The organism is Nonomuraea sp. NPDC001699, assembly GCF_053596455.1.
This window is the reverse complement of the sequence record NZ_JBSFGF010000026.1, coordinates 84,486-106,153: the sequence shown is the minus strand read 5'-3', so window position 1 is coordinate 106,153 and position 21,668 is coordinate 84,486. Positions and strand designations below refer to the sequence as shown.

At 70.5% G+C, this 21,668-nt stretch carries 20 protein-coding genes; 11 read left to right on the top strand and 9 right to left on the bottom strand.

Features of this window, described 5'->3' with window-relative positions; translation table 11 throughout:
- Window positions 1–247: 247 nt before the first annotated feature.
- The 4 genes from ACWCSU_RS44370 to ACWCSU_RS44355 all read right to left on the bottom strand — a co-directional run bounded on the left by ACWCSU_RS44370 (window position 248) and on the right by ACWCSU_RS44355 (window position 3,122).
- Window positions 248–769, bottom strand: coding sequence for a hypothetical protein (locus tag ACWCSU_RS44370; protein WP_357704054.1), 522 nt, complete (start codon window positions 767–769; stop codon window positions 248–250).
- 68 nt (window positions 770–837) lie between these two features.
- Entirely contained in the window at window positions 838–2,004 is a 1,167-nt protein-coding gene (locus tag ACWCSU_RS44365) for a C40 family peptidase (protein ID WP_357704052.1), read from the bottom strand.
- A gap of 86 nt (window positions 2,005–2,090) precedes the next feature.
- Window positions 2,091–2,591, bottom strand: coding sequence for a transcription elongation factor GreA (gene greA / locus ACWCSU_RS44360; protein ID WP_352323258.1), 501 nt, complete (start codon window positions 2,589–2,591; stop codon window positions 2,091–2,093).
- 108 nt (window positions 2,592–2,699) lie between these two features.
- Window positions 2,700–3,122, bottom strand: coding sequence for a DUF4307 domain-containing protein (locus ACWCSU_RS44355; RefSeq protein WP_357704049.1), 423 nt, complete (start codon window positions 3,120–3,122; stop codon window positions 2,700–2,702).
- A 147-nt stretch (window positions 3,123–3,269) separates the two neighbouring features.
- Between ACWCSU_RS44355 and mca the strand changes: the two genes are divergently transcribed.
- The 3 genes from mca to ACWCSU_RS44340 are packed head-to-tail and all read left to right on the top strand — an operon-like array spanning window position 3,270 to window position 4,644.
- Entirely contained in the window at window positions 3,270–4,154 is an 885-nt protein-coding gene (gene mca / locus ACWCSU_RS44350) for a mycothiol conjugate amidase Mca (RefSeq protein ID WP_364097568.1), read from the top strand.
- Window positions 4,155–4,188: 34 nt separating this feature from the next.
- On the top strand, window positions 4,189–4,350 hold the full coding sequence (locus ACWCSU_RS44345; RefSeq protein ID WP_352323255.1) for a hypothetical protein: 162 nt from the start codon (window positions 4,189–4,191) through the stop codon (window positions 4,348–4,350).
- A complete protein-coding gene (locus tag ACWCSU_RS44340) occupies window positions 4,351–4,644 on the top strand; it encodes a GNAT family N-acetyltransferase (RefSeq protein WP_357704045.1) in 294 nt (97 codons plus the stop codon).
- Here ACWCSU_RS44340 and ACWCSU_RS44335 read toward each other — a convergent pair.
- Window positions 4,630–5,781: a hypothetical protein gene (locus ACWCSU_RS44335; protein ID WP_357704043.1), complete on the bottom strand. Its 1,152-nt coding sequence runs from the start codon at window positions 5,779–5,781 to the stop codon at window positions 4,630–4,632. The genes ACWCSU_RS44340 and ACWCSU_RS44335 overlap by 15 nt on opposite strands.
- A gap of 91 nt (window positions 5,782–5,872) precedes the next feature.
- Here ACWCSU_RS44335 and ACWCSU_RS44330 point away from each other — a divergent pair, with 91 nt between their 5' ends.
- Entirely contained in the window at window positions 5,873–7,840 is a 1,968-nt protein-coding gene (locus ACWCSU_RS44330; RefSeq protein ID WP_449942483.1) for a thioredoxin domain-containing protein, read from the top strand.
- Here ACWCSU_RS44330 and ACWCSU_RS44325 read toward each other — a convergent pair.
- Window positions 7,826–9,895 (bottom strand): transglycosylase domain-containing protein, encoded by a 2,070-nt coding sequence (locus ACWCSU_RS44325; protein WP_449942482.1) that lies wholly within the window; start codon window positions 9,893–9,895, stop codon window positions 7,826–7,828. The two genes, ACWCSU_RS44330 and ACWCSU_RS44325, sit on opposite strands and share 15 nt — an antisense overlap.
- A 217-nt stretch (window positions 9,896–10,112) precedes the next feature.
- Window positions 10,113–10,592 carry an Lrp/AsnC family transcriptional regulator gene (locus ACWCSU_RS44320; RefSeq protein WP_357704037.1) on the bottom strand — a complete coding sequence of 160 codons (480 nt, stop codon included), beginning with the start codon at window positions 10,590–10,592 and terminating at the stop codon, window positions 10,113–10,115.
- A 130-nt stretch (window positions 10,593–10,722) separates the two neighbouring features.
- On the opposite strand from ACWCSU_RS44320, the gene hppD reads away from it, so the two are divergent.
- The 4 genes from hppD to ACWCSU_RS44300 all read left to right on the top strand — a co-directional run bounded on the left by hppD (window position 10,723) and on the right by ACWCSU_RS44300 (window position 14,646).
- Entirely contained in the window at window positions 10,723–11,805 is a 1,083-nt protein-coding gene (gene hppD / locus ACWCSU_RS44315; RefSeq protein ID WP_357704035.1) for a 4-hydroxyphenylpyruvate dioxygenase, read from the top strand.
- Window positions 11,806–11,991: 186 nt separating this feature from the next.
- Window positions 11,992–13,398 carry a M1 family metallopeptidase gene (locus tag ACWCSU_RS44310; protein WP_449942481.1) on the top strand — a complete coding sequence of 469 codons (1,407 nt, stop codon included), beginning with the start codon at window positions 11,992–11,994 and terminating at the stop codon, window positions 13,396–13,398.
- A gap of 73 nt (window positions 13,399–13,471) precedes the next feature.
- On the top strand, window positions 13,472–14,017 hold the full coding sequence (locus ACWCSU_RS44305; protein WP_357704031.1) for an RNA polymerase sigma factor: 546 nt from the start codon (window positions 13,472–13,474) through the stop codon (window positions 14,015–14,017).
- On the top strand, window positions 14,014–14,646 hold the full coding sequence (locus tag ACWCSU_RS44300; protein ID WP_357704029.1) for a hypothetical protein: 633 nt from the start codon (window positions 14,014–14,016) through the stop codon (window positions 14,644–14,646). Before ACWCSU_RS44305 ends, ACWCSU_RS44300 begins: the two co-directional genes overlap by 4 nt.
- A gap of 167 nt (window positions 14,647–14,813) precedes the next feature.
- On the opposite strand, the gene ACWCSU_RS44295 is transcribed toward ACWCSU_RS44300, so the two are convergent.
- Entirely contained in the window at window positions 14,814–15,788 is a 975-nt protein-coding gene (locus ACWCSU_RS44295; protein WP_357708760.1) for an ROK family protein, read from the bottom strand.
- Window positions 15,785–16,966, bottom strand: coding sequence for an FIST signal transduction protein (locus tag ACWCSU_RS44290; protein WP_357708870.1), 1,182 nt, complete (start codon window positions 16,964–16,966; stop codon window positions 15,785–15,787). Before ACWCSU_RS44290 ends, ACWCSU_RS44295 begins: the two co-directional genes overlap by 4 nt.
- Window positions 16,967–17,165: 199 nt before the next feature.
- Here ACWCSU_RS44290 and ACWCSU_RS44285 point away from each other — a divergent pair, with 199 nt between their 5' ends.
- From ACWCSU_RS44285 to ACWCSU_RS44275, 3 genes are all read left to right on the top strand, one after another.
- Window positions 17,166–18,530, top strand: a complete 1,365-nt coding sequence (locus ACWCSU_RS44285) for a sigma 54-interacting transcriptional regulator (RefSeq protein WP_357708762.1) — start codon at window positions 17,166–17,168, stop codon at window positions 18,528–18,530.
- 62 nt (window positions 18,531–18,592) lie between these two features.
- Window positions 18,593–19,363, top strand: a complete 771-nt coding sequence (locus ACWCSU_RS44280; protein WP_449942480.1) for a hypothetical protein — start codon at window positions 18,593–18,595, stop codon at window positions 19,361–19,363.
- A gap of 37 nt (window positions 19,364–19,400) precedes the next feature.
- The gene (locus ACWCSU_RS44275; RefSeq protein ID WP_357708872.1) at window positions 19,401–21,368 is read left to right on the top strand and encodes a vWA domain-containing protein; all 1,968 of its coding nucleotides are present in this window, start codon (window positions 19,401–19,403) and stop codon (window positions 21,366–21,368) included.
- The last annotated feature ends 300 nt before the right edge of the window (window positions 21,369–21,668 follow it).

Here is a 21,668-nt window from a genome sequence, read left to right as displayed (position 1 = left end):
CTGTGACTCCTCCACTCTCTCAGGGCCCAGACATCATTAACGACGAAGGCGCATGAAGGCCAATTGGCATAGACCTATTGGCGCGACCGTCGTCGCAGGCAGCGGCCCTGACGATCCGAGGAGCCTACCCAAGGCTCGGCGATTTAAAAGAGGAATTTCCGGGGGGTGGTCCAGGCCAATTCCGGTGGTCTAAACCAATTACCGGAGTGGTTTAGTCCAATTTCCCGAGCTGTTTACGCCGGTCTTCTCAGGAATTGACGTCGGGACCCGCGCTGCGCACTCTGTCGACGTGCTGGAGCGCGTCGCGCAGCTCGGCCAGCCAGGCGTCGGTGTTCTTGCCGACCAGGCGGACGCACCAGGCCAGCGCGTCGCTGCGGCTCCGGGCCACGCCGGCGGCCACCAGCGTGTCGAGCACCTGACGCTCCGACTGACGCAGTCGCGTCATGACGGGGACGGAAAGTGTGGTGAACATCACAGTCTCCCCGCCGCACCGCACGCCCCAGGAGACCTTCTGGCGGAAGCGGCGCTCGGCCTCGCGGGCGATCTCGATGCGCCGCTCGCGGGTCTCCTCACGGAACCTGCGGGCCAGCCCCTCGATGAGGGCGAGCCGCTCGGCCTCGGGGGTGTCGGCGGGCGGATCGGGCAGCGTGCCGAGCACCGCGATCTCCTCGCGGTCGCGGACGATCTCGGGGGCCCCGGTGAACCACCCGTCGGGGAGCCGGCCGGTGAACCAGCCGCGGACCTGTGCGCCCATCTCATCTGTTGACATGTAATCACGATTACACAGTTGCGCGCGAAATGCACGAGCGGAACTCAGGGTTTCGCTCAAGGGTCGGCTCAGCGCACGCGGGCGGCCACGACCGGGCTGACCCGGACGACGCCGGCCAGGTTCCGCGTGCTCAGCGGGGAGATCTTGACGACGTCACCGGTACGGGGCGCCTGCAGCACCTTCCCGTTGCCCCAGTAGATCGCCACATGCGAGATGTAGGCCGGGTTCGTCGGGTCGTTGCGCCAGAAGATCAGATCGCCGGGTTGCGCCTGGGCCAGCGGCACCTGCGGCCCGGCCACCCACTGCTGGTGCGTCACCCGCGGCATCCGTACGCCCGCCTGCCCGTACGCCCACTGCACCAGCCCCGAGCAGTCGAACGTGTTCGGCCCCTCGGCCCCCCACACGTACGGCCGGCCCAGCTTGGACACAGCGGCCTTCAGCGCCGCCGTGAGCTGCTCCACGGTCATGAACGACCCGGACGGCCAGCTCTTCGGGGTGTCGATCCTGGCCCGCGGCTGGACGGGGTTGACGGTGGCCACCTGCGTGCCCTTGGGCATCGCGGCGAGGATGGCCCTGCGTAACGCGTCGGAGTTCGTGCCGGGGGCGCTGACGATGAGCGCGTTGTCGCGCGGCAGGCGCAGCCGTCGCCCGGTCTCCTTGGACACGACCGCGTCGACCGCGCCGAACCCGGTGGTGGCGTACGCGCCGATCCGCAGCGGCCCGGCCGGCCCGCTCACACGGCTGTGCAGCGCGAGCCCGCCGTCGTTGCCGAGCACGAACGAGACCGCCACGTCGCCGGAGGCCACGTTCTGCCACAGGGCGTCGGAGGAGGCCGTCACCTTGGGGGTGTAGGCCCGGAACGTGGACGGGTTCACCGCGAGCGTCTGGACCCGCTTGCCGTCGAGCGAGATCGAGGCCGCGTCGGCCAGCTCAAGGGCCCGTACGCCGCGCAGCCTGGCGACCTTGCGCAGCAGTTCCTGAGTGAACGGCTTGCGGGTGAGCACGAAGAGGTTGGGTTTGCGCAGCTTGCCCAGCGGCGTCACCGGCTGGTCGGGACGGGCCTGGGCCATGAGCGTCTGCTTCGGAACCGGCCGCGCCCGCACCACCTCGGCCGGCGCGGCCTGCTCCTCGCCTGTCTGGACCAGCACCAGCACGTCGGTGGTCAGCACGGCCACCAGCATCACCACGATGAAGGGGATCAGCCTGGATAAGTCCCGCCGCTTCCGCGTCTTCACCAGAAAGCTGAGATCCTGCGCGATTCCGGACGAACGCGAAAACGCCGCCGGGCCGACGTGGGCCCGGCGGTCAGGATCTGCGGGGGTCAGTTGCCGATGTACGGCACAGCCTCAAGGATCTCGACGGTGTTCTGGCGGCCGTTGGGCATCGAGTACGTCGCCTTCTCACCGATCTTCTTGCCGTTGATCGCCGAGCCGAGGGGCGACTTGGGCGAGTAGACGTCGATCGGAGCGCCGCTCTCCTCGCGGGAGGCGAGCAGGAAGGTGACCTCGTCGTCGTCGCCGACGAACCGGATCGTCACGGTCATGCCGGGGCCGACCACGCCTTCGGTCTTGGGGGCCTCGCCCACCTTGGCGTTGTCGAGGATCTGGCGGAGGTGGAAGATCCGGGCCTCCATCTTGCCCTGCTCGTCCTTGGCGGCGTGGTAGCCGCCGTTCTCCTTCAGGTCGCCCTCTTCACGGGCGGCTTCGATCTTCTTGGCGATGTCGACGCGCCCGGGGCCAGAGAGATATTCGTACTCCGCCTTCAGGCGGTCGTACGCCTCCTGCGTCAGCCATGTGACGTTCTCATCGCGAGAGTCGGCCACGGGTTCTCCTTGCTTGCCTAGGGGGCCCTGAGATCACTTGAGGTTGCGGACGGTTGAATTGCGAAAGGCTAACAACTCAACCGACCGGACGCTTCCCCAAATGTCTCACTATACGAGATTGCAGTACTGGATGTGGACGGTAGTGGCCTGACCACTGGTGTCGAGGCTCTCCTTGAGCTGCTTACTACCCGCACCAGCCGGGATTCTTACTTCCTTGCTACCGACTTCCGCGTGGTAGACGTCCAGTGCCCTGATCCGGCAGACGGCCACTCTATCGTCGGGCTTGTAGACCTCGAAGGTGATCTCCGCGCGCCCGGGCGCGTCGATGCTGAACGACACGACCTGCGCCGGGGCCTCCGAGCCGCCGCCGGCCGTCATCGACCACATCACCCAGCCCCAGCCACCGGCGACGATGGCCACCAGCACGCCGATCACGACATGCACGACCAGCCGGCCGCCTCTCCTGGGACGGTCGGGGAAGTCGTCGGGTGTGCCGAGAACGGGTCCGTTCCCGACATCTTCGGTGACCATGGCGGAATCTCCCTGCACTCCCTGAGCGTTATCCGAGACAATTGTCGCCCGCGGGGGGCGTGCCCTCGCGACCGCCCAGCAGAAACTAACCTCTCTGGACGAGTGACCGGTCCTCCACCGAGGAGACCCTGTGAGGAGAACACGCCCGTGAGTGCACCCCTGAGGTTGATGGCAGTCCACGCCCACCCCGACGACGAGTCGAGCAAGGGCGCCGCCACGATGGCGCGTTACGTACGCGAAGGCGTGGAAGTGCTGGTCTGTACCCTCACGGGCGGTGAGCGGGGTTCCGTGCTCAACCCGAAGATGGACCGGCCGGAGATCGTGGCCAACATCGGCGAGGTGCGCAAGGCCGAGATGGAGCGGGCCCGCGAGATCCTCGGGGTCCAGCAGCGTTTCATGGGCTTTGTCGACTCCGGCCTGCCGGAGAGCGAGGAGGAGGAGCTGCCCGAGGGCTGCTTCGCCGTGCAGAAGCTTGAGGACGCCTCGGCCCCGCTGGTGGCCGCCGTGCGCGAGTTCCGTCCGCACGTGATCATCACGTACGACGACGACGGCGGCTACCCGCACCCCGACCACATCATGACCAACAAGGTCTCCGTCGAGGCGTTCGAGGCGGCCGGCGACCCCGACCGCTACCCCGGCACCGGCGACCCGTGGCAGCCGATGAAGCTCTACTACCAGATGGGCTTCACCAAGGAGCGTTTCGAGGCGCTGCACGAGGCCATGACCGAGCGCGGGCTCGGCTCCCCGTACTCCGACTGGATCTCCCGCTGGGAGGACCGGCCCGCCAAGTGGCCGGTGACCACGCGCGTGCCGTGCGGCGAGTACTTCCAGATCCGCGACGAGGCCCTGCTCGCGCACGCCACCCAGGTCGACCCCGACGGCTTCTGGTTCGTCTGCCCGCGCGAGCTGCAGCAGGAGATCTGGCCGACCGAGGACTACCACCTGGCGCGCTCGCTCGTCGACACCGGGCTCCCCGAGGACGACCTGTTCGCCGGCATCCACGCCGAGGACGTCTCACCCGCCTGCCACTGAACGGACCATGGCGGGCTGGTGGCAGACTGAAGGTGTGACAGTTCTCGCAGCTGGTGATGTCAGTCCGGGTCTGCTCGGCTTCACCGTCGTCGCCCTCATCGGGCTGGCCCTCTACATCCTGATCAAGTCGATGAACAAGCAGATGTCGAAGATCCAGGTTCCGCACGAGGGCGACACGGACAAGAAAGCCGAATAGATGCCGATCGAAGTAGTCGACAACTCGTTGGAGTGCCGCTTCGAGGTGCTCGTCGACGGCAAGGTCGCCGGGTTCGCCGACTATCGACTGCTGCCCACCAAAATCGTCTTCACGCACACCGAGGTGCTGCCCGCCTACGAGGGCCAGGGCCTGGCGGGCAGGCTGGTCGAGTTCGCGTTGCGCGCGAGCGTCGACACCGGGCTGCGCATCGTGCCGCTGTGCCCCTACGTGGCCCGCTACATCGAGCGCCACCCCGAGTTCAAGGAGCACAGCGACCCGTCAGTCGCCGGGTGACCAGGCCCGCTCCAGCGCCTTGGGCAGGCCCCACCAGCCGAGCGGGGTCAGCACCTCGTCGGCGTCCACGATGCCCAGGTAGGTCCACAGGCTGACCACCGAGGCGAACAGGCCCTCGGTGGCGTCGAGGTCGTCGTCGTCCTGCTCGTCGGAGTCGATGTCGTCCGACTCGGCGATGAGCCTGGCCAGGCGTTCCGGCGAGGCCAGCACCCCCGGCCCCAGGCGGGCCAGCGCCGCCACGGCGGCCAGCCAGTCGGCGTGCTGGATCGCGCACAGGTTGGCCAGGGCGGTGTCCTCGTGGCTGAGCCGCCCTTCCAGATCGGCGAACTCCTCCGGCACGTCGCCCTCCTCCGGCAGGTCGGAGATCGGCCCGGCCACGCCCGCCGCCACCGCCAGCCACAGCTCCCGGTCGTCGTCGGGCATCGGCCTGTCGTCGAACCCGGCGCAGGCCCTCAGCACGTTCGCGGGGTAGCCGGGCAGGCCCAGCAGCGTGCGCAGACGCGCGGCGGCCAGCTCCAGCTCGACCAGGGGCAGCTCGGGGGCCTTGGGCAGCTCGCCGACGATGCGCCGCAGCTCCGACAGCGCGAAAGCCTCCTCCTCGTCGAGCGCGGCGAACAGCTCCTCGTCCTGCTCGTCACTCACCGCGAAGCCCGGCACCCGGCCGTCGGGCAGCGGCGTGGCCAGCCAGTGCTCCTGGAGCTCCTCGTACGCCCGGCGGGCGGCGTGGTCGCCCAGGGCCAGCGCGTCGGGGTCGACCTCGCCGGACTCGACGCGCTCCTCCAGGAAGGCGACCAGGCGCCCGAACATCTCCGTCGCGACGGGACCGCGCTCGTCCTCCTCGGGCCAGACGAAGTAGCTGGGCGTCATGAGGATCGGCTCGGTGCCGGTGGACTCGACCCAGCGCTGCACGTCGCCGACGGTGGCCACGCCCGCCTCGATGGAGCCGAGCGTCGCCTTGGCGGAGTCCCAGAACGGCTGCGAGAGCGGGTTGCCCGCCGACACCATGGCCCGTCGCAGGTCGGGCAGCGCCACGAGCGCCACGCCCGAGGGCACGGCCAGCAGCGCGCGGGCGACATCCCTGCGCGTGACGGCGGCCGCCGGGCGGTCGGCGTGGGCGCAGACGTAGTCGATGTCCACGCCCGTAACCTACGCCGTCCGCCCGGCCGAAGTCAGCCGCGGGGGTGGCGGGCCAGGCGCGAGGGGCGGTCTAGGGTGAGCGGGGGAGGTCATGATGAACCGGTTGAACGACGCCACGAGCCCGTACCTGCTGCAGCACGCGGGCAATCCCGTCGACTGGCACCCGTGGGGCGAGGAGGCGTTCGCCGAGGCCCGGCGCAGGGACGTGCCGCTGCTGATCAGCGTGGGTTATTCGGCCTGTCACTGGTGCCACGTGATGGCCCACGAGAGCTTCGAGGACGCCGAGACGGCCGCCCTGATGAACGAGCACTTCGTCAACGTCAAGGTCGACCGCGAGGAACGGCCCGACGTCGACGCCGTCTACATGACCGCCACCCAGGCCATGACGCAGCAGGGCGGCTGGCCGATGACGGTGTTCGCCACGCCCGACGGCCATCCGTTCTACTGCGGCACGTACTTCCCGCGCCCGCACTTCCGGCGCCTGCTGACCGAGATCCACCGCGTGTGGACCGGCGACAGGGAGTCGGTGCTGGCGCAGGGGGCCAAGGTGGTCGAGGCGCTCAACCAGAACACCGCGTTCCCGCGCGGCGCCACGCCCGAGGCGGAGACGCTGGAGCGGGCCGTCGCCAACCTGCGGGAGTCGTTCGACCCGGTCAACGGCGGGTTCGGCGGCGCGCCGAAGTTCCCGCCGTCGATGGCGCTGGAGTTCCTGCTGCGCTCCGGCGAGCGCGAGATGAGCGGCCGGACCTTGGAGTCCATGGCCCGCGGCGGCATCTACGACCAGCTCGGCGGCGGTTTCGCGCGGTACAGCGTCGACGCCGAATGGGTGGTCCCGCACTTCGAGAAGATGCTCTACGACAACGCCCTCCTGCTGCGGGTGTACACCCACTGGTGGAAGGCGGGCGGCGGCGACCTGGCCCGCCGGGTGGCGCTGGAGACGGCCGGCTGGATGCTGCGCGAGCTGCGTACGCCCGAGGGCGGCTTCGCCTCGGCCCTCGACGCCGACAGCGAGGGTGTGGAGGGCAAGTTCTACGTCTGGACGCCCGAGGAGCTGCGCGAGGTCCTCGGCGACGACGACGGGCGCTGGGCCGCCGCGCTCTTCGACGTCACCGGCACGTTCGAGCACGGCACGTCGGTGCTCCAGCTCCCGCGCGACCCCGAGGACCACGTCCGGTACGCCGGGGTGCGCGGCAGGCTGCTGGCGGCCAGGGAGCTGCGGGTGCGGCCGGGCCGCGACGACAAGGTCGTGGCCTCCTGGAACGGCCTGGCGATCGCGGCGCTCGCGGAGGCCGGCGTCGTGTTCGAACGCCCCGACCTGGTCGAGGCCGCCACGGCGGCGGCCGAGCTGCTCGAAGGCGTGCACACGGCCGACGGGCGGCTGCTGCGCACCTCGCGCGACGGGCGCGCGGGCGCCAACGCGGGCGTCCTTGAGGACTACGCGAACGTGGCGGAGGGGCTGATCTCCCTCTACGGCGTGACGGGCGTGACGAAATGGCTCCGGCTGACCGGCGCGCTGCTCGACACGGTGCTCGACCGCTTCTCCGACGGCTCCGGCGGCTTCTACGACACCGCTGACGACGCCGAACGGCTCTTCCAGCGCCCGCAGGACCCCACGGACAACGCCACGCCCTCCGGCCAGTACGCGGCCGCGGGGGCCCTGCTCTCCTACGGCGCGCTGACCGGCTCTGCGAAGTACCGGGACGCCGCCGCGGCCGCCCTGGCCACGGTGTCGGTGCTGGCCGACCGGCACGCCAGGTTCGCCGGCTGGGGGCTGGCCGTGGCCCGCGCGGCGCTCGACGGGCCCGTGGAGGTCGCGGTCGTCGGCAGCCCCGCCGACCCGCGTACGGCCGCCCTGCACCGCGAGGCGCTGCTGGCCGACGTGCCGGGCCTGGTGGTCGCGCCCGGCGACGGCGAGGCCGGCGGGGAGCCCTTCCCCGCGCTGCTGGAGGGGCGCGGCCCGATCGGGGGCGCGCCGGCCGCCTACGTGTGCAGGGGGTTCGCCTGCCGGCTGCCGGTCACCACGGTCGAGGAGCTGCGGGCCGAGCTAGCCGGCGCCTGACGGCCGGGTCAGGTTGTTGTCGCGCTGGGTGTCGCGGCCCTCGTCGGGCGTGCCTTGAGGCTGGTCGGAGGGCGCGGTGGGCGCGTCCTGGGGGCGTTCGTCCTGCCGGCCGCCGGTCCTGCCGTTGTCGCCGAAGCCCTCGTCGGTGGGGGCCTCGCTGACCCCCGGGTCGCCGAAGGGCTGGTCGGTGCTGCCGGGGCCGGGGCCGGGGCTGTCCCACTCGTTCTGGTCGGCGGGCGGCGAGGACGGGTGGTCGGGGACGTCGCGGCCGCGGTCGGGCGGCGAGTAGGAGGACTCGTAGCCGTACTGGGACGGCTCGGGGAACTCCTCGACGGGCTCGCCCGCCATGGCCTCGGTCATGAACGCCCGCCAGACCTGCGCGGGGAGCTGGCCGCCGAACTGCGTGCCGTAGCCGGGGATGGTGACGGTCTTGTCGTCGCTGCGGAACATGTTCACGGCGACGGCGAGCTGCGGGACGAAGCCGTTGAACCAGACGTTCTTGGAGTCGTCGGTGGTGCCGGTCTTGCCGGCGACCGGACGGTCGTAGAGGCGGGCGGCGGTGCCGGTGCCGTACTTGACGACCTGCTGCATCGCGTAGACGGTGTCGGCGGCGGCCTGCTCGCTCACCACCTTCGTCGCGGTGGGCTGGACCGACTTCTTCTCACCCTTGCTGTCGGTCACCGACTTCACCACGTGGGCCTCCATGTGCACGCCCTTGTTGGCGAAGGTGGAGAACCCCGAGGCGTTCTGGACGGCGCTGACCGACGACACGCCGAGCGGGAACGTCGCGTACGCCTGCTGCCCCTGCAACTGCTCCTTGGGGATGCCCGCGGCCTCGGCCACGGCCGCGACCTTGTTCAGCCCGACCTTCTGACCGAGGTCGACGAAGGCCGTGTTGACGGAGTTCTGGGTGGCGCTGACCAGGTTGATCTGGCCGTAGGAGCGGCCGCTGTCGTTGGGGATGGGCTTGTCGGCCGAGGCCACCCGCAGCGGCGAGTTGCCGTCGACCCTGGTGGACAGCTCGAAGCCGTTGTCGAGCGCGGCGGCCAGCGTGTACGGCTTGAACGTCGAGCCCGCCATCCGCTTGGCCGAGAACGCGTTGTCGTAGTCGCCGACCTGGTCGTGGCGGCCGCCGTAGAAGGCGACGACCTCGCCGGTGGCCGGGTCGACGGCGGCCAGCCCGGTGCGGACGCTCTTCGGCGTGGAGGCCGGGACCACGTCCTTGACCGCCTGCTCGGCCGCCGCCATGAGCTTCTTGTCGAACGTCGTGACGATCTTCAGGCCGCCGCTGTTGATGGTCTCGTCGGAGTAGCCGCGCCGGTTGAGCTCGGCGGTGACCTGGTCGAGCATGTACTGGCCCTGGCCCTTGAGCTCGAACGGCTTCTTGGGCGCCTTGAGCACCGGGAAGCGCTCGGCGGCCGCCTGCCGGCCCGACAGCGCGCCCGTCTGGCGCATGGCGTTGATCACGCCCTGCCACCGGGTGCGGGCCGCGTCGAGGTCGGTGCCCTCGGGGTCGGCGAACCGGCTGGGCTGCTGGATGACCGCCGCCAGGTACGCGCCCTCGGCGACGGTGAGCTTGTCGACGTCCTTGCCGAAGTAGGCGCGGGCGGCCGACTGGACGCCGTTGGCGCCGCGGCCGAAGTAGATCGTGTTGAGGTACTGCTCCAGGACCCAGTCCTTCGACTTGGACTGGTCGACCTTCATCGCGATGAGGATCTCTTTGAACTTACGGGTGACCGAGCGCTCCTGGCTGAGGCCGCTGTAGTAGTTGCGCACGAGCTGCTGGGTGATCGTGGAGCCGCCCTGGAGCTGCTGGCCGGTGACGGTGGACCAGACGGCCCGCGCGGTGCCCTTGAGCGACACGCCGCCGTCGTTGTAGAACGAGCGGTTCTCGGCCGCGATGACCGCGTCGCGCACGTGCTTGGGCACCTTGGCCAGCTCGACGTTCCGGCGGTCGACGCCCTGCCTGGCGAGCACGGTCTTGCCGTCGCGGTAATAGATCACCGAGCCTTCGGCGGTGGCCGATTCCTGCGTGCTGTCGGGAATGGGAGTCATCGCCCAGGCAATAGCGAAAAGCCCGGCGAACACGGCGATTCCGGCGCCGAAAGAGATCAACACAATTCGGAGTACGCGCCGTTTCCGCATGCCTTTTCCACCACCGCCCCGCATCCGAGACCCCCCTTCGAGACACCCTCGCCCAACCCCCGCAAGCTGGGCGAATGTCAAGGGTAAACGATCGATAACGGTGCCTCGTCCCTAAGCGATGGTACGTCTAGCGTCCGCCGCGGCGTGGAACATCGGCGACCAAAGGCAGCACTCGGTAAGGAACCGGCGTGTCGAGTGCGATGATCGAAGAAGTCCTGAGGACGCCCTGAACATCCACGATTTGGTCGATGACGCGTTGCAGATCGGCATTCGTCCGCGCGACCACCCGGCACAGCAGATCCGCGCCGCCGGTGATGGTGTGCACCTCCAGCACCTCGGGGATGTGGGCCAGCCGGTGGGCGACCGGGTCGTGCCCGGAGACCTGCCTGATCTCCATGGTGACGAACGCCGTCACGTCGTAGCCGAGCGCCACGGGCGACACGTCGGGCCCGAACCCGGTGATGACCCCCCTGCCCACCAGCCGGTCGAGCCTGGCCTGGACGGTGCCGCGGGCGACGCCCAGACGGCGTGAGCATTCGAGCACGCCCAGCCTGGGTTCGGCGGTCAGCAGGGAGATCAGACGGGCGTCCAGTTCATCGATCGTCATGCTGTACACATTCTCCGACTCGGGCGGGGGACGGGTGGACAGATTGTGCACTCGTACAAGTAACTGTTGCACAACTCGTCCAGCTAAATCGAGAGTTGTCGGTATGACTGATGTCTTTCCGGTTAACGGCATGGATGCCGTGGTGTTCGCCGTCGGCAACGCCCGGCAGGCCGCCCACTACTACTCGACCGCGTTCGGCATGCGACTGGTGGCCTACCGAGGGCCGGAGAACGGCAGCCGTGACGAGGTCGCCTACGTCCTGACCTCGGGCAGCGCCACTTTCGAGTTCAGGGCCTCGGTCCGGCCCGGCACGGACATGGCCAGGCACGTCGCCGAGCACGGCGACGGCGTGATCGACCTGGCCATCCAGGTGCCCGACGTGGAGGCCGGGTACGCCTACGCGGTCGCCCACGGCGCCACGGGCCTGGTGGAGCCGTACACGCTGGAGGACGAGCACGGCAAGGTGGTGATCGCGGCCATCGCCACCTACGGCGAGACGCGGCACACGCTCGTGGACAGGTCCAACTACGGGGGCGCGTACCTGCCCGGTTACGTGCCGGCCGAGCCGCTCGTCGCGCCGCCCGCGACGAAGACGGGACGCCTCTTCCAGGCGGTCGACCACTGCGTCGGCAACGTGGAGCTGGGCAAGATGGACGAGTGGGTGGAGTTCTACCGCAAGGTGATGGGCTTCACGAACATGGCCGAGTTCGTCGGCGACGACATCGCGACCGAGTACTCGGCGCTGATGTCCAAGGTCGTGGCCGACGGCACGCGGAAGGTCAAGTTCCCGCTGAACGAGCCGGCGATCAGCCGCAAGAAGTCGCAGATCGACGAGTACCTGGAGTTCTACGGCGGCCCCGGCGTGCAGCACATCGCCCTCGCCACCAACGACATCCTCACCACCGTCGACCACATGCGCGCGGCGGGCGTGCAGTTCCTCGACACGCCCGACTCCTACTACGACGACCCCGAGCTGCGTGAGCGCATCGGGCAGGTCAGGGCGCCGATCGAGGAGCTGAAGAAGCGCAAGATCCTGGTCGACCGGGACGAGGACGGCTACCTGCTGCAGATCTTCACCCAGCCGGTGCAGGACCGCCCCACGGTCTTCTTCGAGCTGATCGAGCGGCACGGCTCGCTCGGGTTCGGCAAGGGCAACTTCAAGGCCCTGTTCGAGGCGATCGAGCGCGAGCAGGAACGCAGGGGCAACCTTTAGTTTGTCCCGACTTAGTGGTGGTCATGTGGATTTTATGGGACCACCACCAGTTTCTGGGCTGATGAGGCGCCGGCGGCAGGCAGCCGCCGGCGCCTTCGCCTTGCCTCCCTCCACGGCGACGAGTCGTCGAGGACGCGTGACCCAGCGTAAGATTCCGGTCACGGGTTGAAGGGGGCGCGTTCACGTATGCGAATCAGAAGACGCGGGGCAGCCGTGCTGGTGGCCCTGATCAGCGTGCTCGCCTGCGCGCCCACCGACGAGCCGCCGCCTCACGCGGCCACCGGCCGGCACGCGGGCGCGCCGGGCATCGGCGACACCGACTTCCCCCAGGACGGCAACGGCGGCTACGACGTCGCCCACTACTCGCTGACCGTCGACTACACCCCGGCCGGCAAGCGGCTGACCGGCCTGACGAAGATCCGCGCCAAGGCCACCCAGGACCTGTCGAGCTTCAACCTCGACCTCACCGGCCTCGACGTCGCCAAGGTCAAGGTCGACGGCACGCCCGCCCGCTTCTCCCGCAAGGGCGGCGAGCTGACCGTGACCCCGGCCGCGCCGCTCGTCGCCGGCTCGCCGTTCACCGCCGAGATCTCCTACTCGGGCGTCCCCACACCGGCCAAGGACACCGCCAACCTGGGCACGTACGGGTTCATCCCCACCGGCGACGGCGCGTTCGTGGCCTCCGAGCCCAACGGCTCCAAGACCTGGTTCCCCAGCAACGACCACCCGGCCGACAAGGCCACCTTCGACTTCACGGTCACCGTGCCCGCCGGCCTGACCGTCGTGGCCAACGGCGAGCAGAGCGCGGCGCCGTCCACCGCGGGCGGCCGCACCACCTTCCGGTGGAGCGAGCGGCACCCGATGGCCACCTACCTCGCCACGGCCACGATCGGCAAGTTCGAGGTGCGCCAGGGCCGCTCGCCGGGCGGCATCCCGACGTACGCGGCCGTCGACCCGAAGTTCAAGACCAGCCTCAACCACGTCTACGACGTCTCGGGCGAGATCACCGACTACTGGAGCACGGTCTTCGGCCCCTACCCGTTCTCCTCGACCGGCGCCGTGGTCGACGACTACTCGGCCGGCTACGCCCTGGAGAACCAGACCAAGCCCCTCTACGGCGGCTTCGACCCCGACGAGGGCATCATCGCCCACGAGCTGGCCCACCAGTGGTTCGGCGACAGCCTGACCATCAAGCGGTGGAAGGACCTGTGGCTCAACGAGGGGTTCGCGACGTACGCCGAGTGGCTGTGGTCTGAGCACCGGGGCAAGAAGACCGCCGACGCCACCTTCAAGGACTTCTACAACCGCGACGCCAAAGACCCGATGTGGGCCTACCCGCCGGGCCGGGCCAAGCCCGGTGACCTGTTCAACGAGTCGGTCTACACCCGCGGCGGCATGGCGCTGCACGCCCTGCGCAAGGCGGTCGGCGACCCGGTGTTCTTCAAGCTGCTCAAGACCTGGACCGCCGAACACCGCTACGGCAACGTCACCACGCGGCAGTTCGTCGACCTGGCCGAGCGGCTGTCCGGCAAGGACCTCGACCCGCTCTTCGACGCGTGGCTCTTCCAGGCGCGCCGCCCGACCCTCGCCTGACCTGCGCGGAAACGCTTTCCTTCGGCCGGTCCAAGTAAAGGTGTAAGGGCGAACGACGAAGGGAGCGAGGCCAGTGCGCCTCAACGAGGACCCGGTGGCCTTCGAGGCCTTCTATCGCCGCCATGTCGACGTCGTCATGCGGTTCGTGGTCCGGCGGGTGAGCGATCCTCATCTCGCCGCCGACCTGACCGCCGACGTCTTCCTGGCGGCCCTCGACTCGGCCCACACCTACGTGCCGGGCCGGGGCAGTCAGACCGCGTGGCTGTACGGCGTGGCCCGCAACGTGGTGTCGGCCCAGCTCCGCAGGTCGGCCCGGGAAGCGCGGGCGGCGGGCCGGATCGCGGGGCGGCGGCTGATGGACGACGACGACCTCGTCCGGATGGAGGAGCGGATCGACGCCGAGCGCGAGATGCGCGGCGCCCTGGAGGCCATGGCGGGCCTGCCGGAGGGCGAGCGCGCGGTGCTGGAGCTCGTGGCGATCGACCAGCTCACCGTCTCCGAGGCGGCCGCCGTTCTGGGCGTCAGGCAGGTGACCGCGAGGGTCCGCCTGCACCGGGCCAGACGTGCCCTTGAGAACGTCGCTTCGCCGTCGGCCGTGTACGTGGAGGGACAGGCATGAACACTTTCGAGGAGCGGTTGCTGCACGCGCTCAAGGAGGAGATGGCGACCGGGACGCAGCCCGTCGTGACGCCGGTCGTCCGGCGGCCCCGGTGGCGGCTCGTAGGGTTGACCGCCGCGGCGGGGGTCGCCGCAGTCGCCACCGTGGCGGCCACCGGCCTGTTCGGCGGAGGGCCCGCGTACGCGGTGACCGGGACGGCCGACGGCGGGGTGTCGGTGGAGATCAACGCCTTCCGGGACCCCGGCGGGCTGGCGTCCGAGCTGGCGGCGGCGGGGGTCAAGGCGGTGGTGGACTACCTGCCGTACGGCCAGACCTGCAAGGAGCCGCGCGGGCAGCGCGGGGGCGGCGAGGGGCGGTTCGAGACGAGCATCGGCAGGAGCGGCGACGGGATCTCCTTCCGGATCGCGAAGGGTCAGGTTCCGGCGGGGCAGACCTTGGTGCTGGCGGTCACCCTGGACAGCAGCGGGCCCGAGGCGCCTCCGATGTCCACCTCGCTGCAGATCGTCAAGGGCGCGGTGAGCCCCTGCGAGCCGGCCGCGATGCCCGTCCCGCCGGCAGGCGACCAGAACGACGGCCGCTCCGACACCCGTACGGACCCGGGCGACGGCGAGGGCACCCAGCAGGGCTGACCTCCGACGAGGACAGCCCTGCTCGGCCAGGGAACACGGGCAGGTCGCGGCCTTCGCACCCTTGGCTCGCGCCTGCCCGCCGGCCCTCCCGCGAAGTCAGTCGCGGGAGGGCCGATGGGCGCTCCCGGGGGTAAGGGGCGGGAGGGCCGACAGGCGCTCCCGAGGGCTCAGGGGCAGGAGGGCCAGTAGGTGCCGCCGGCCAGGAGGAGGGCGGCGGCGCCCACCAGGCCGGCCTCCTGGCCGAGGGCGGCGGGCATGACCTTGAGCCGGCGGGCGAAGCCCATCCGGGCGTGGTCGCGCAGGGCCTCCTCCAGGGGGCCGAACAGCGGCTCGCCGGCCTGGGACAGCCCGCCGCCGATCGTCACCAGGTCCAGGTCGCACAGGTGGGTGGCGGAGGCGATGGCGATCCCGAGCGCGCGTCCGGCCCGTCGCATCGCCAGCAGGGCCACGGGGTCGCCGGCCAGCGCGTCGGCCGCCAGCGCCCGCCCGGTGACCGCCCGGTCCTCCTGGTACGCGCCCTCGCTGTCCGCGGGCGGGTCTTCCGCATCCGGAGGGGCAGGGGTCCAGCCTTGGGAGAGGGCCCACGCGGTGAGGGCGGGGCCGCGGGCGACCGCCTCCAGGCAGCCGTGGCCGCCGCAGCCGCAGCGGGGGCCGCCGTCCGGTTCGACCACGACGTGCCCGATGTGACCGGCGTTGCCCGTGCCGCCGTTGATCAGGCGCCCGTCCAGGATGAGGCCGCCGCCGACGCCGGTGGAGACCACCATGCCGAGCATGTCGGCGCTCCCCCGTCCGGCGCCCTGCCAGTGCTCGGCGATGGCCAGGCAGATGGCGTCGTTGTGGAGGCGTACCGGTAAGCCGGGGAAGCGGCCGGAGAGGCGGGCGCGCAGCGGGAAGCCGCGCCAGCCGGGCATGTTGAGCGGCGAGACCTCGCCGTCGGGCCAGGTCATCGGCCCTCCGCAGCCCACGCCCACCCCTTCGGCGCGGGCCGACAGGGGGTCGATGAGGGCCGTGAGGGTGTCCCACAGCGTCTCGGCGTCGGCGTTCTGGGGGGTGGCGGCGCGCCGGGAGGTGATCACGGTGCCGTCGTGGGCCACCAGCCCGGCGGCCATCTTGGTGCCGCCGACGTCGATCGCCAGGATCACGACAGCTCCGGCTCCGCGGCGCTGGAGAAGACCAGCACGGACGCCGTGAGCCCGTGCACGTGATTGTGCCCGCCGACCGGCCCGACCTCGCCCGCGGCGAAGAAGCCCGCGACGCCGATGGGTCCCAGCGTGTCGCGCAGGGCGACCGGGTCGTGGTCGGCGGTGCCGAACATCGCCGAGCCCCGGCCGTTGCAGGAGAACAGCAGCGCGCCGTCCACCTTGCCCAGTTCCTCGCGGTGGGCGTCGAGCAGGTCGTACAGGTCCTCGTCGGCGGTGGCGGCGTCCCTGACCTGGAAGCGCACGGTACGGCCGATCTCCACGATGTCCCCGATGGCCACGGCCTCGCGTTCGGGGTCGATGCCGATGACGCCCCGGATGAGGAAGTCGCCGCGTTCGTGGCGTTCGGCGTACTCGTCCATGGCCACGCCGATCTGCAGCCCGGCGGCGACCAGTTCGCGGTCGTCCTCGTCCAGTTCGCTGACGATGTCCTCCAGCCGGGCCAGCGCGGGCTGTCCGGCCAGTTCGAGCAGCAGGTTCTCCTCCGAGGCCGTGACCACCATGCTGGGGCCGATCGGACGGCAGCCCTGGCTGACCACCGTACTGATCTTGACCGGCCCGCTGAGCAGGACGCCGATCGCGCCCTCGGTGTAGATCTTGCCGTCCGCGAACAGCCGTACGGACCCGCGTCCCTGCAACCCGTTGGCCAGCCCGCCGATCAGCGGCAGGTCGCCGAGCACGTCGACCGAGCGCTCCACGAACGCGTCGGTCGGGAAGGTGTACGGATCGGCCAGCAGGATCGCCACGTGGTCGTCCCCCGTGCGCTCGGGCAGCCCGACGACCACGAACCGGTCCTCGGCCGCCAGCGTCTCCAGCGCGAACGTGGTGAGCCTGGCCCCCTCCAGGGTGGCCGCCCACGCGCTCACCGCGGGCGTCAGCTCGACCCCCTGCCCGTCTCCGATCACTCCCGTGGCGCTGCAGCCGATCACGTGCGCCTCGGGCGCGAGTTTCATCGCCGCCTGGCCCGCTCTGGCGACGTCCTCGGGGTCCTCGCCGCAGATGAAGAAGCAGACCAGGTTCGCTTGCCCGCTGAGCCTCGACAGTGCCTGACCGACGGCGTTCTCCGCGGCCTCCACCAGGTCGGAACCCACGGCGAGGCCGTCGGCGAAGCGGCTTGTCATCAAGGCCACGCCTCTCGCCTCCCTCGACATGTCCATGTTCCCTAGGGCCGATTCTCCCCACTAAAGGGACAAGCACGCGTACGAACCGTCACGCAATAGGTCAAGATCCGAAATCTCCGCCAGATGCGAAACTCCCTGCCGCATTTCTCGCGGGGGACGTAGTCTCGTTCCCGTGCATCAGCCACGTATTCTCCGCGAGTTGCGAGAGAGCGGCCACGTTCATCGCAGCGTCAAAGCCGAGGTCCGGGAAAACCTGCTGGCCAGGCTGCGGGCCGGCGAGACCCGGTTCCCCGGCATAGTGGGCTTCGACGACACCGTTCTGCCACACCTGGAGCGGGCGCTGCTCGCCGGGCACGACCTGGTCCTGCTCGGTGAGCGCGGGCAGGGCAAGACGCGGCTCATCCGCACGATCACCGGCCTGCTCGACGAGTGGACCCCGGTGGTCGAGGGCTGCGAGATCAACGACCATCCGTACGCACCCGCCTGCACGCGCTGCAAGACCCTGGCGCGGGAACTGGGCGACGAGCTGCCGGTGGCGTGGAAGCACCGCGACGAACGTTACGGCGAGAAGCTCGCCACTCCCGACACCTCCGTCGGCGACCTCATCGGCGACGTCGACCCGATCAAGATCGCTGAGGGGCGCACCCTCGGCGACCCCGAGACCGTCCACTACGGTCTGGTCCCCCGTACCAACCGCGGCGTGTTCTCCGTCAACGAGCTGCCCGACCTGGCCGAGCGCATCCAGGTCTCGCTGCTCAACGTGCTGGAGGAACGCGACATCCAGGTGCGCGGCTACAACCTGCGCCTGCCGCTCGACATCCTGCTCATCGCCAGCGCGAACCCGGAGGACTACACCAACAGGGGCCGCATCATCACGCCGCTGAAGGACCGGTTCGGCGCGGAGATCCGCACCCACTACCCGCTCACGGTCGAGGACGAGCTCACGCTCATCCGCCAGGAGTCGGTGCCCGACATCGGGGCCGACGTGCCCGAGCACCTGGTCGAGGTGATCGCCAGGTTCACCCGGCTGGTCCGCGAGTCCACGGCCGTCGACGCCCGTTCCGGCGTGTCGGCGCGCTTCTCGATCGCCGCCGCCGAGACCGCCGCGGCCTCCGCCGTGCGCAGGTCCGCGATCAAGGGCGAGGACCAGGCCGTCACGCGCGTCTGCGACCTGGCCTGCGTCGTCCACAGCCTGCGCGGCAAGGTGGAGTTCGAGGTCAGCGAGGAGGGCAGGGAGACCGAGATCCTGGCCCACCTGCTGCGCCGGGCCACGGCCGAGACGTTCAGGAGCAGGCTGGGCGGCATGGACCTGTCCCCCATCACCGACAAGTTCGCCGAGGGCAACCAGGTGGAGTCCGGCGACATGGTGGCCGCGGCCGAGCTGCTGCACCAGATCGGCCCGGTCAGCGGCCTGGCCAAGGTCATGTCGAGGCTCGGCATGGGCGCCGGCGAGGAGTCCCCCGGGCACGCCGCGGCTGCTCTGGAGTTCGCCCTTGAAGGTCTTTACCTGATGCGGCGGCTGTCAAGGGAAGACCTCGACGGGGTCACGATCTACAGGACGTGAACAAACGGGCGGTTTCCCGCGTCGTAGTGTTTGGTTGATCACGACTCCGGGGGGAACCGCCCATGCGCCTGCTCATCCATGCCACCGCCGTCGGCCTCGTCCTGGGCGGCCTCGCGCTTCCCGCGCACGCGGCCACCGCCACGGCCACCGCCACGGCCACCGCCAAGCCCGTCTACGGCTACGCCTGGGCCGACGGCAAGGGCGCCCTGCGGATCGTGCCCATGAAGCCCGCCAAGGTCCGGCGCGGCGGCAACGTGCTCTACAAGCTGACCCCGGTCACGGGGGCCAAGGAGCTCAGGCTCGACTACACCCGCGCCGCCTACAGCCGGGTGACGACGGCCTGCGACCTGAAGGAGACCGAGGGGCGGGTCGCGCTCGACCGCGACGGGCTGGGCCGTACGGCGTGCAAGCCCGCCCAGCTCACCACAGGGTTCCTGGAGGGCGCGGTGCCGCTGCGCGTGGAGTACGAGGGCGGCAAGGCCGTCAAGGCGCAGGAGTTCCTGCTCGACGCCTGGCCGGAGCCGGTCACCGCGCGCGGCTCGATCACCCGGATCGACGACGCCACGCTGCTGTTCAGCACCGGCGGCAAGCAGATCAAGCTGGGCTACACGTACCTGACGTCCTTCTACCGGGCCACGGCCCGCTGCGGCGACCGCTGGGTGTCCGGCAGGGCGTCCGGCGTCGACAAGCGCGGGCTCGGCAAGCTGCCCTGTGAGTCGACCGACCTCGCCAAGGCGCTCAAGGGGGCCGGGCGGGCCGTCCAGGCGCAGGTGAGTTATACGCCCGACGCGAACAGCGCGGTCGAGGTGTGGGAAGTGGCCAGGCGTCCGTAGACGGACGGGGGCGGGTTGGGGTTAGCGTGGAAGCGTGATGGCCTTCCGCTACGGCGAATACCACGACGGCCCCGACCCCCTGGCCCCCCCTTATGACGTACGCGCGGCCCTCGACGAGATGGGCGACGCGATCCTGTCCGGTTCGACGCCGGTCCACGCGCTGCGCGACCTGCTCAAGCGGGGGCTGCCCGGCAGCCAGGACCGGCGGGGGCTCGACGACATGCTCAGGGAGGTCCGCAGGCGGCGCAGGGACCTGCGCGAGCGCGGGCGGCTCGACGGCACCCTCGAACGCGCGCGGGCGCTGCTGGACAAGGCGATCGGGCAGGAGCGGGCCGAGCTGTTCCCCGACCCGTCCGACGACGCGCGGCTGCGGGAGGCCGGGCTCGACGGGCTGCCCGAGGACACCGCGAGCGCCATCCAGGAGCTGAACACGTACGAGTGGCGTTCGGCGGCGGCGCGGCAGACGTTCGAGGAGCTGCGCGACCTGCTGCGGCGCGAGGTGCTCGACAGCCAGTTCAGGGGCCTGCGGGACGCGCTGGCCAATCCCGACCCCGAGGCCATGGCCCGCGTCCGGGAGATGATGTCCGACCTGAACGACATGCTGGACAGGGACACCAGAGGCGAGCACACCCAAGAAGACTTTGACGCCTTTATGGCGAAATATGGCGATTTGTTCCCAGAAAAGCCCCGGAACATCGAGGAGCTCGTCGACATCCTGGCCCGGCGGGCCGCCGCGACCCAGCGCATGCTGGCCTCGATGACCCCCCGCCAGCGCGAGGAGCTGTCCAACCTCATCAACCAGACGCTCGACCAGGCCGGCCTGTCCGACCAGATGCGCCGCCTCGGCGAGGCCCTCCACGCCCGCCGTCCCGACCTGGCCTGGAACGCGCCCGAGCGGCTGACCGGCGACGAGCCCCTCGCCATGGGCGACGCCGTTACGGCGCTGGAGGAGCTGGCCGACCTCACCCAGCTGGAGACCGCCCTGCGCCAGGACTACCCGGGCGCGCGGCTCGACGACATCGACGAGGCGGCCGTACGCCGGGCCCTGGGCCGGGCGGCGGTCGACGACCTGGAGGCGCTCAAGCGCATCGAACGCGAGCTGGAGGAGCAGGGCTACCTGCTGCGCCGCCGCGGCAAGCTGGAGCTGACCCCCAAGGCGGTCCGGCGGCTGGGCGAGACCGCGCTGCGGCGCGTGTTCTCCTCCCTCGACGCGGGCCGGCGCGGCGACCACGACCAGCACGACGCGGGCTCGGCCGGCGAGCTGACCGGCTCCACCCGGCCGTGGCGCTTCGGCGACGAGCAGCCGATCGACGTCGTCCGCACGCTGGTCAACGGCGTGCGCAGCGGCGGCGTGGCGACCGCCCCGCAGGACGGGCGGGCCCGGGTGCGGCTGTCCGTCGACGACTTCGAGGTCTCCGAGACCGAACGCCGCAGCGCCGCGGCGGTGTGCCTGCTGGTCGACCTGTCGTACTCGATGGCCCTGCGCGGCACGTGGGCCGCGGCCAAGCAGACGGCGCTGGCCCTCCAGGCGCTGGTGGCCTCCAAGTTCCCGCAGGACGCCGTGCAGATCATCGGCTTCTCCAACTACGCCAGGGTCCTGCAACCCGACGAGCTGGCCGGCCTCGACTGGGACATGGTCCAGGGCACCAACCTGCACCACGCCCTCCTCATCGCCGGCCGCCACCTCGACCGCCACCCCGACTTCGAGCCCGTGGTGCTGGTCGTCACCGACGGCGAGCCGACCGCCCACCTCATGCGCAACGGCAGGTCCGCCTTCGAGTGGCCGCCGTCGCACGAGACGCTGGAACTGACGCTGTCCGAGGTCGACAAGATGACGCGGCGGCGCGCGACCATCAACGTCTTCATGCTGGCGGCCGACGACCGGCTCAAGGAGTTCGTGGACGAGGTGGCCCGCAGGAACGGCGGCCGGGTGTTCTCACCGAGCGCGGACCGGCTCGGCGAATATGTCGTCAGCGACTTCCTCCGCCTCCGCCGCTCCCGCTGACGAAAGGAACGACGCGGCGCGCGAAGCCGACCGGGCCGCGATGTGAAGTGCAGCTCTCATATCCCCGCCACCCGGATCGGCCCGCACAATGGATGCCTGACTTTGCACGATGGACCGATGTCACCGTGGACGGGAAATCCTGGAACGCCCCCGTCCACGGAACATCGGCCGATGCAACGGAAGGAATACCGAGCGTAGCGCTACCCGTAGGGTCGCCTCATGCGCCTGCGGGACGGCGCCGCTCAGCGGTGGCGGACAAGCGTCACGCCGGCCTGGGGGGTTCGGGGGAGCTCGGCCCCC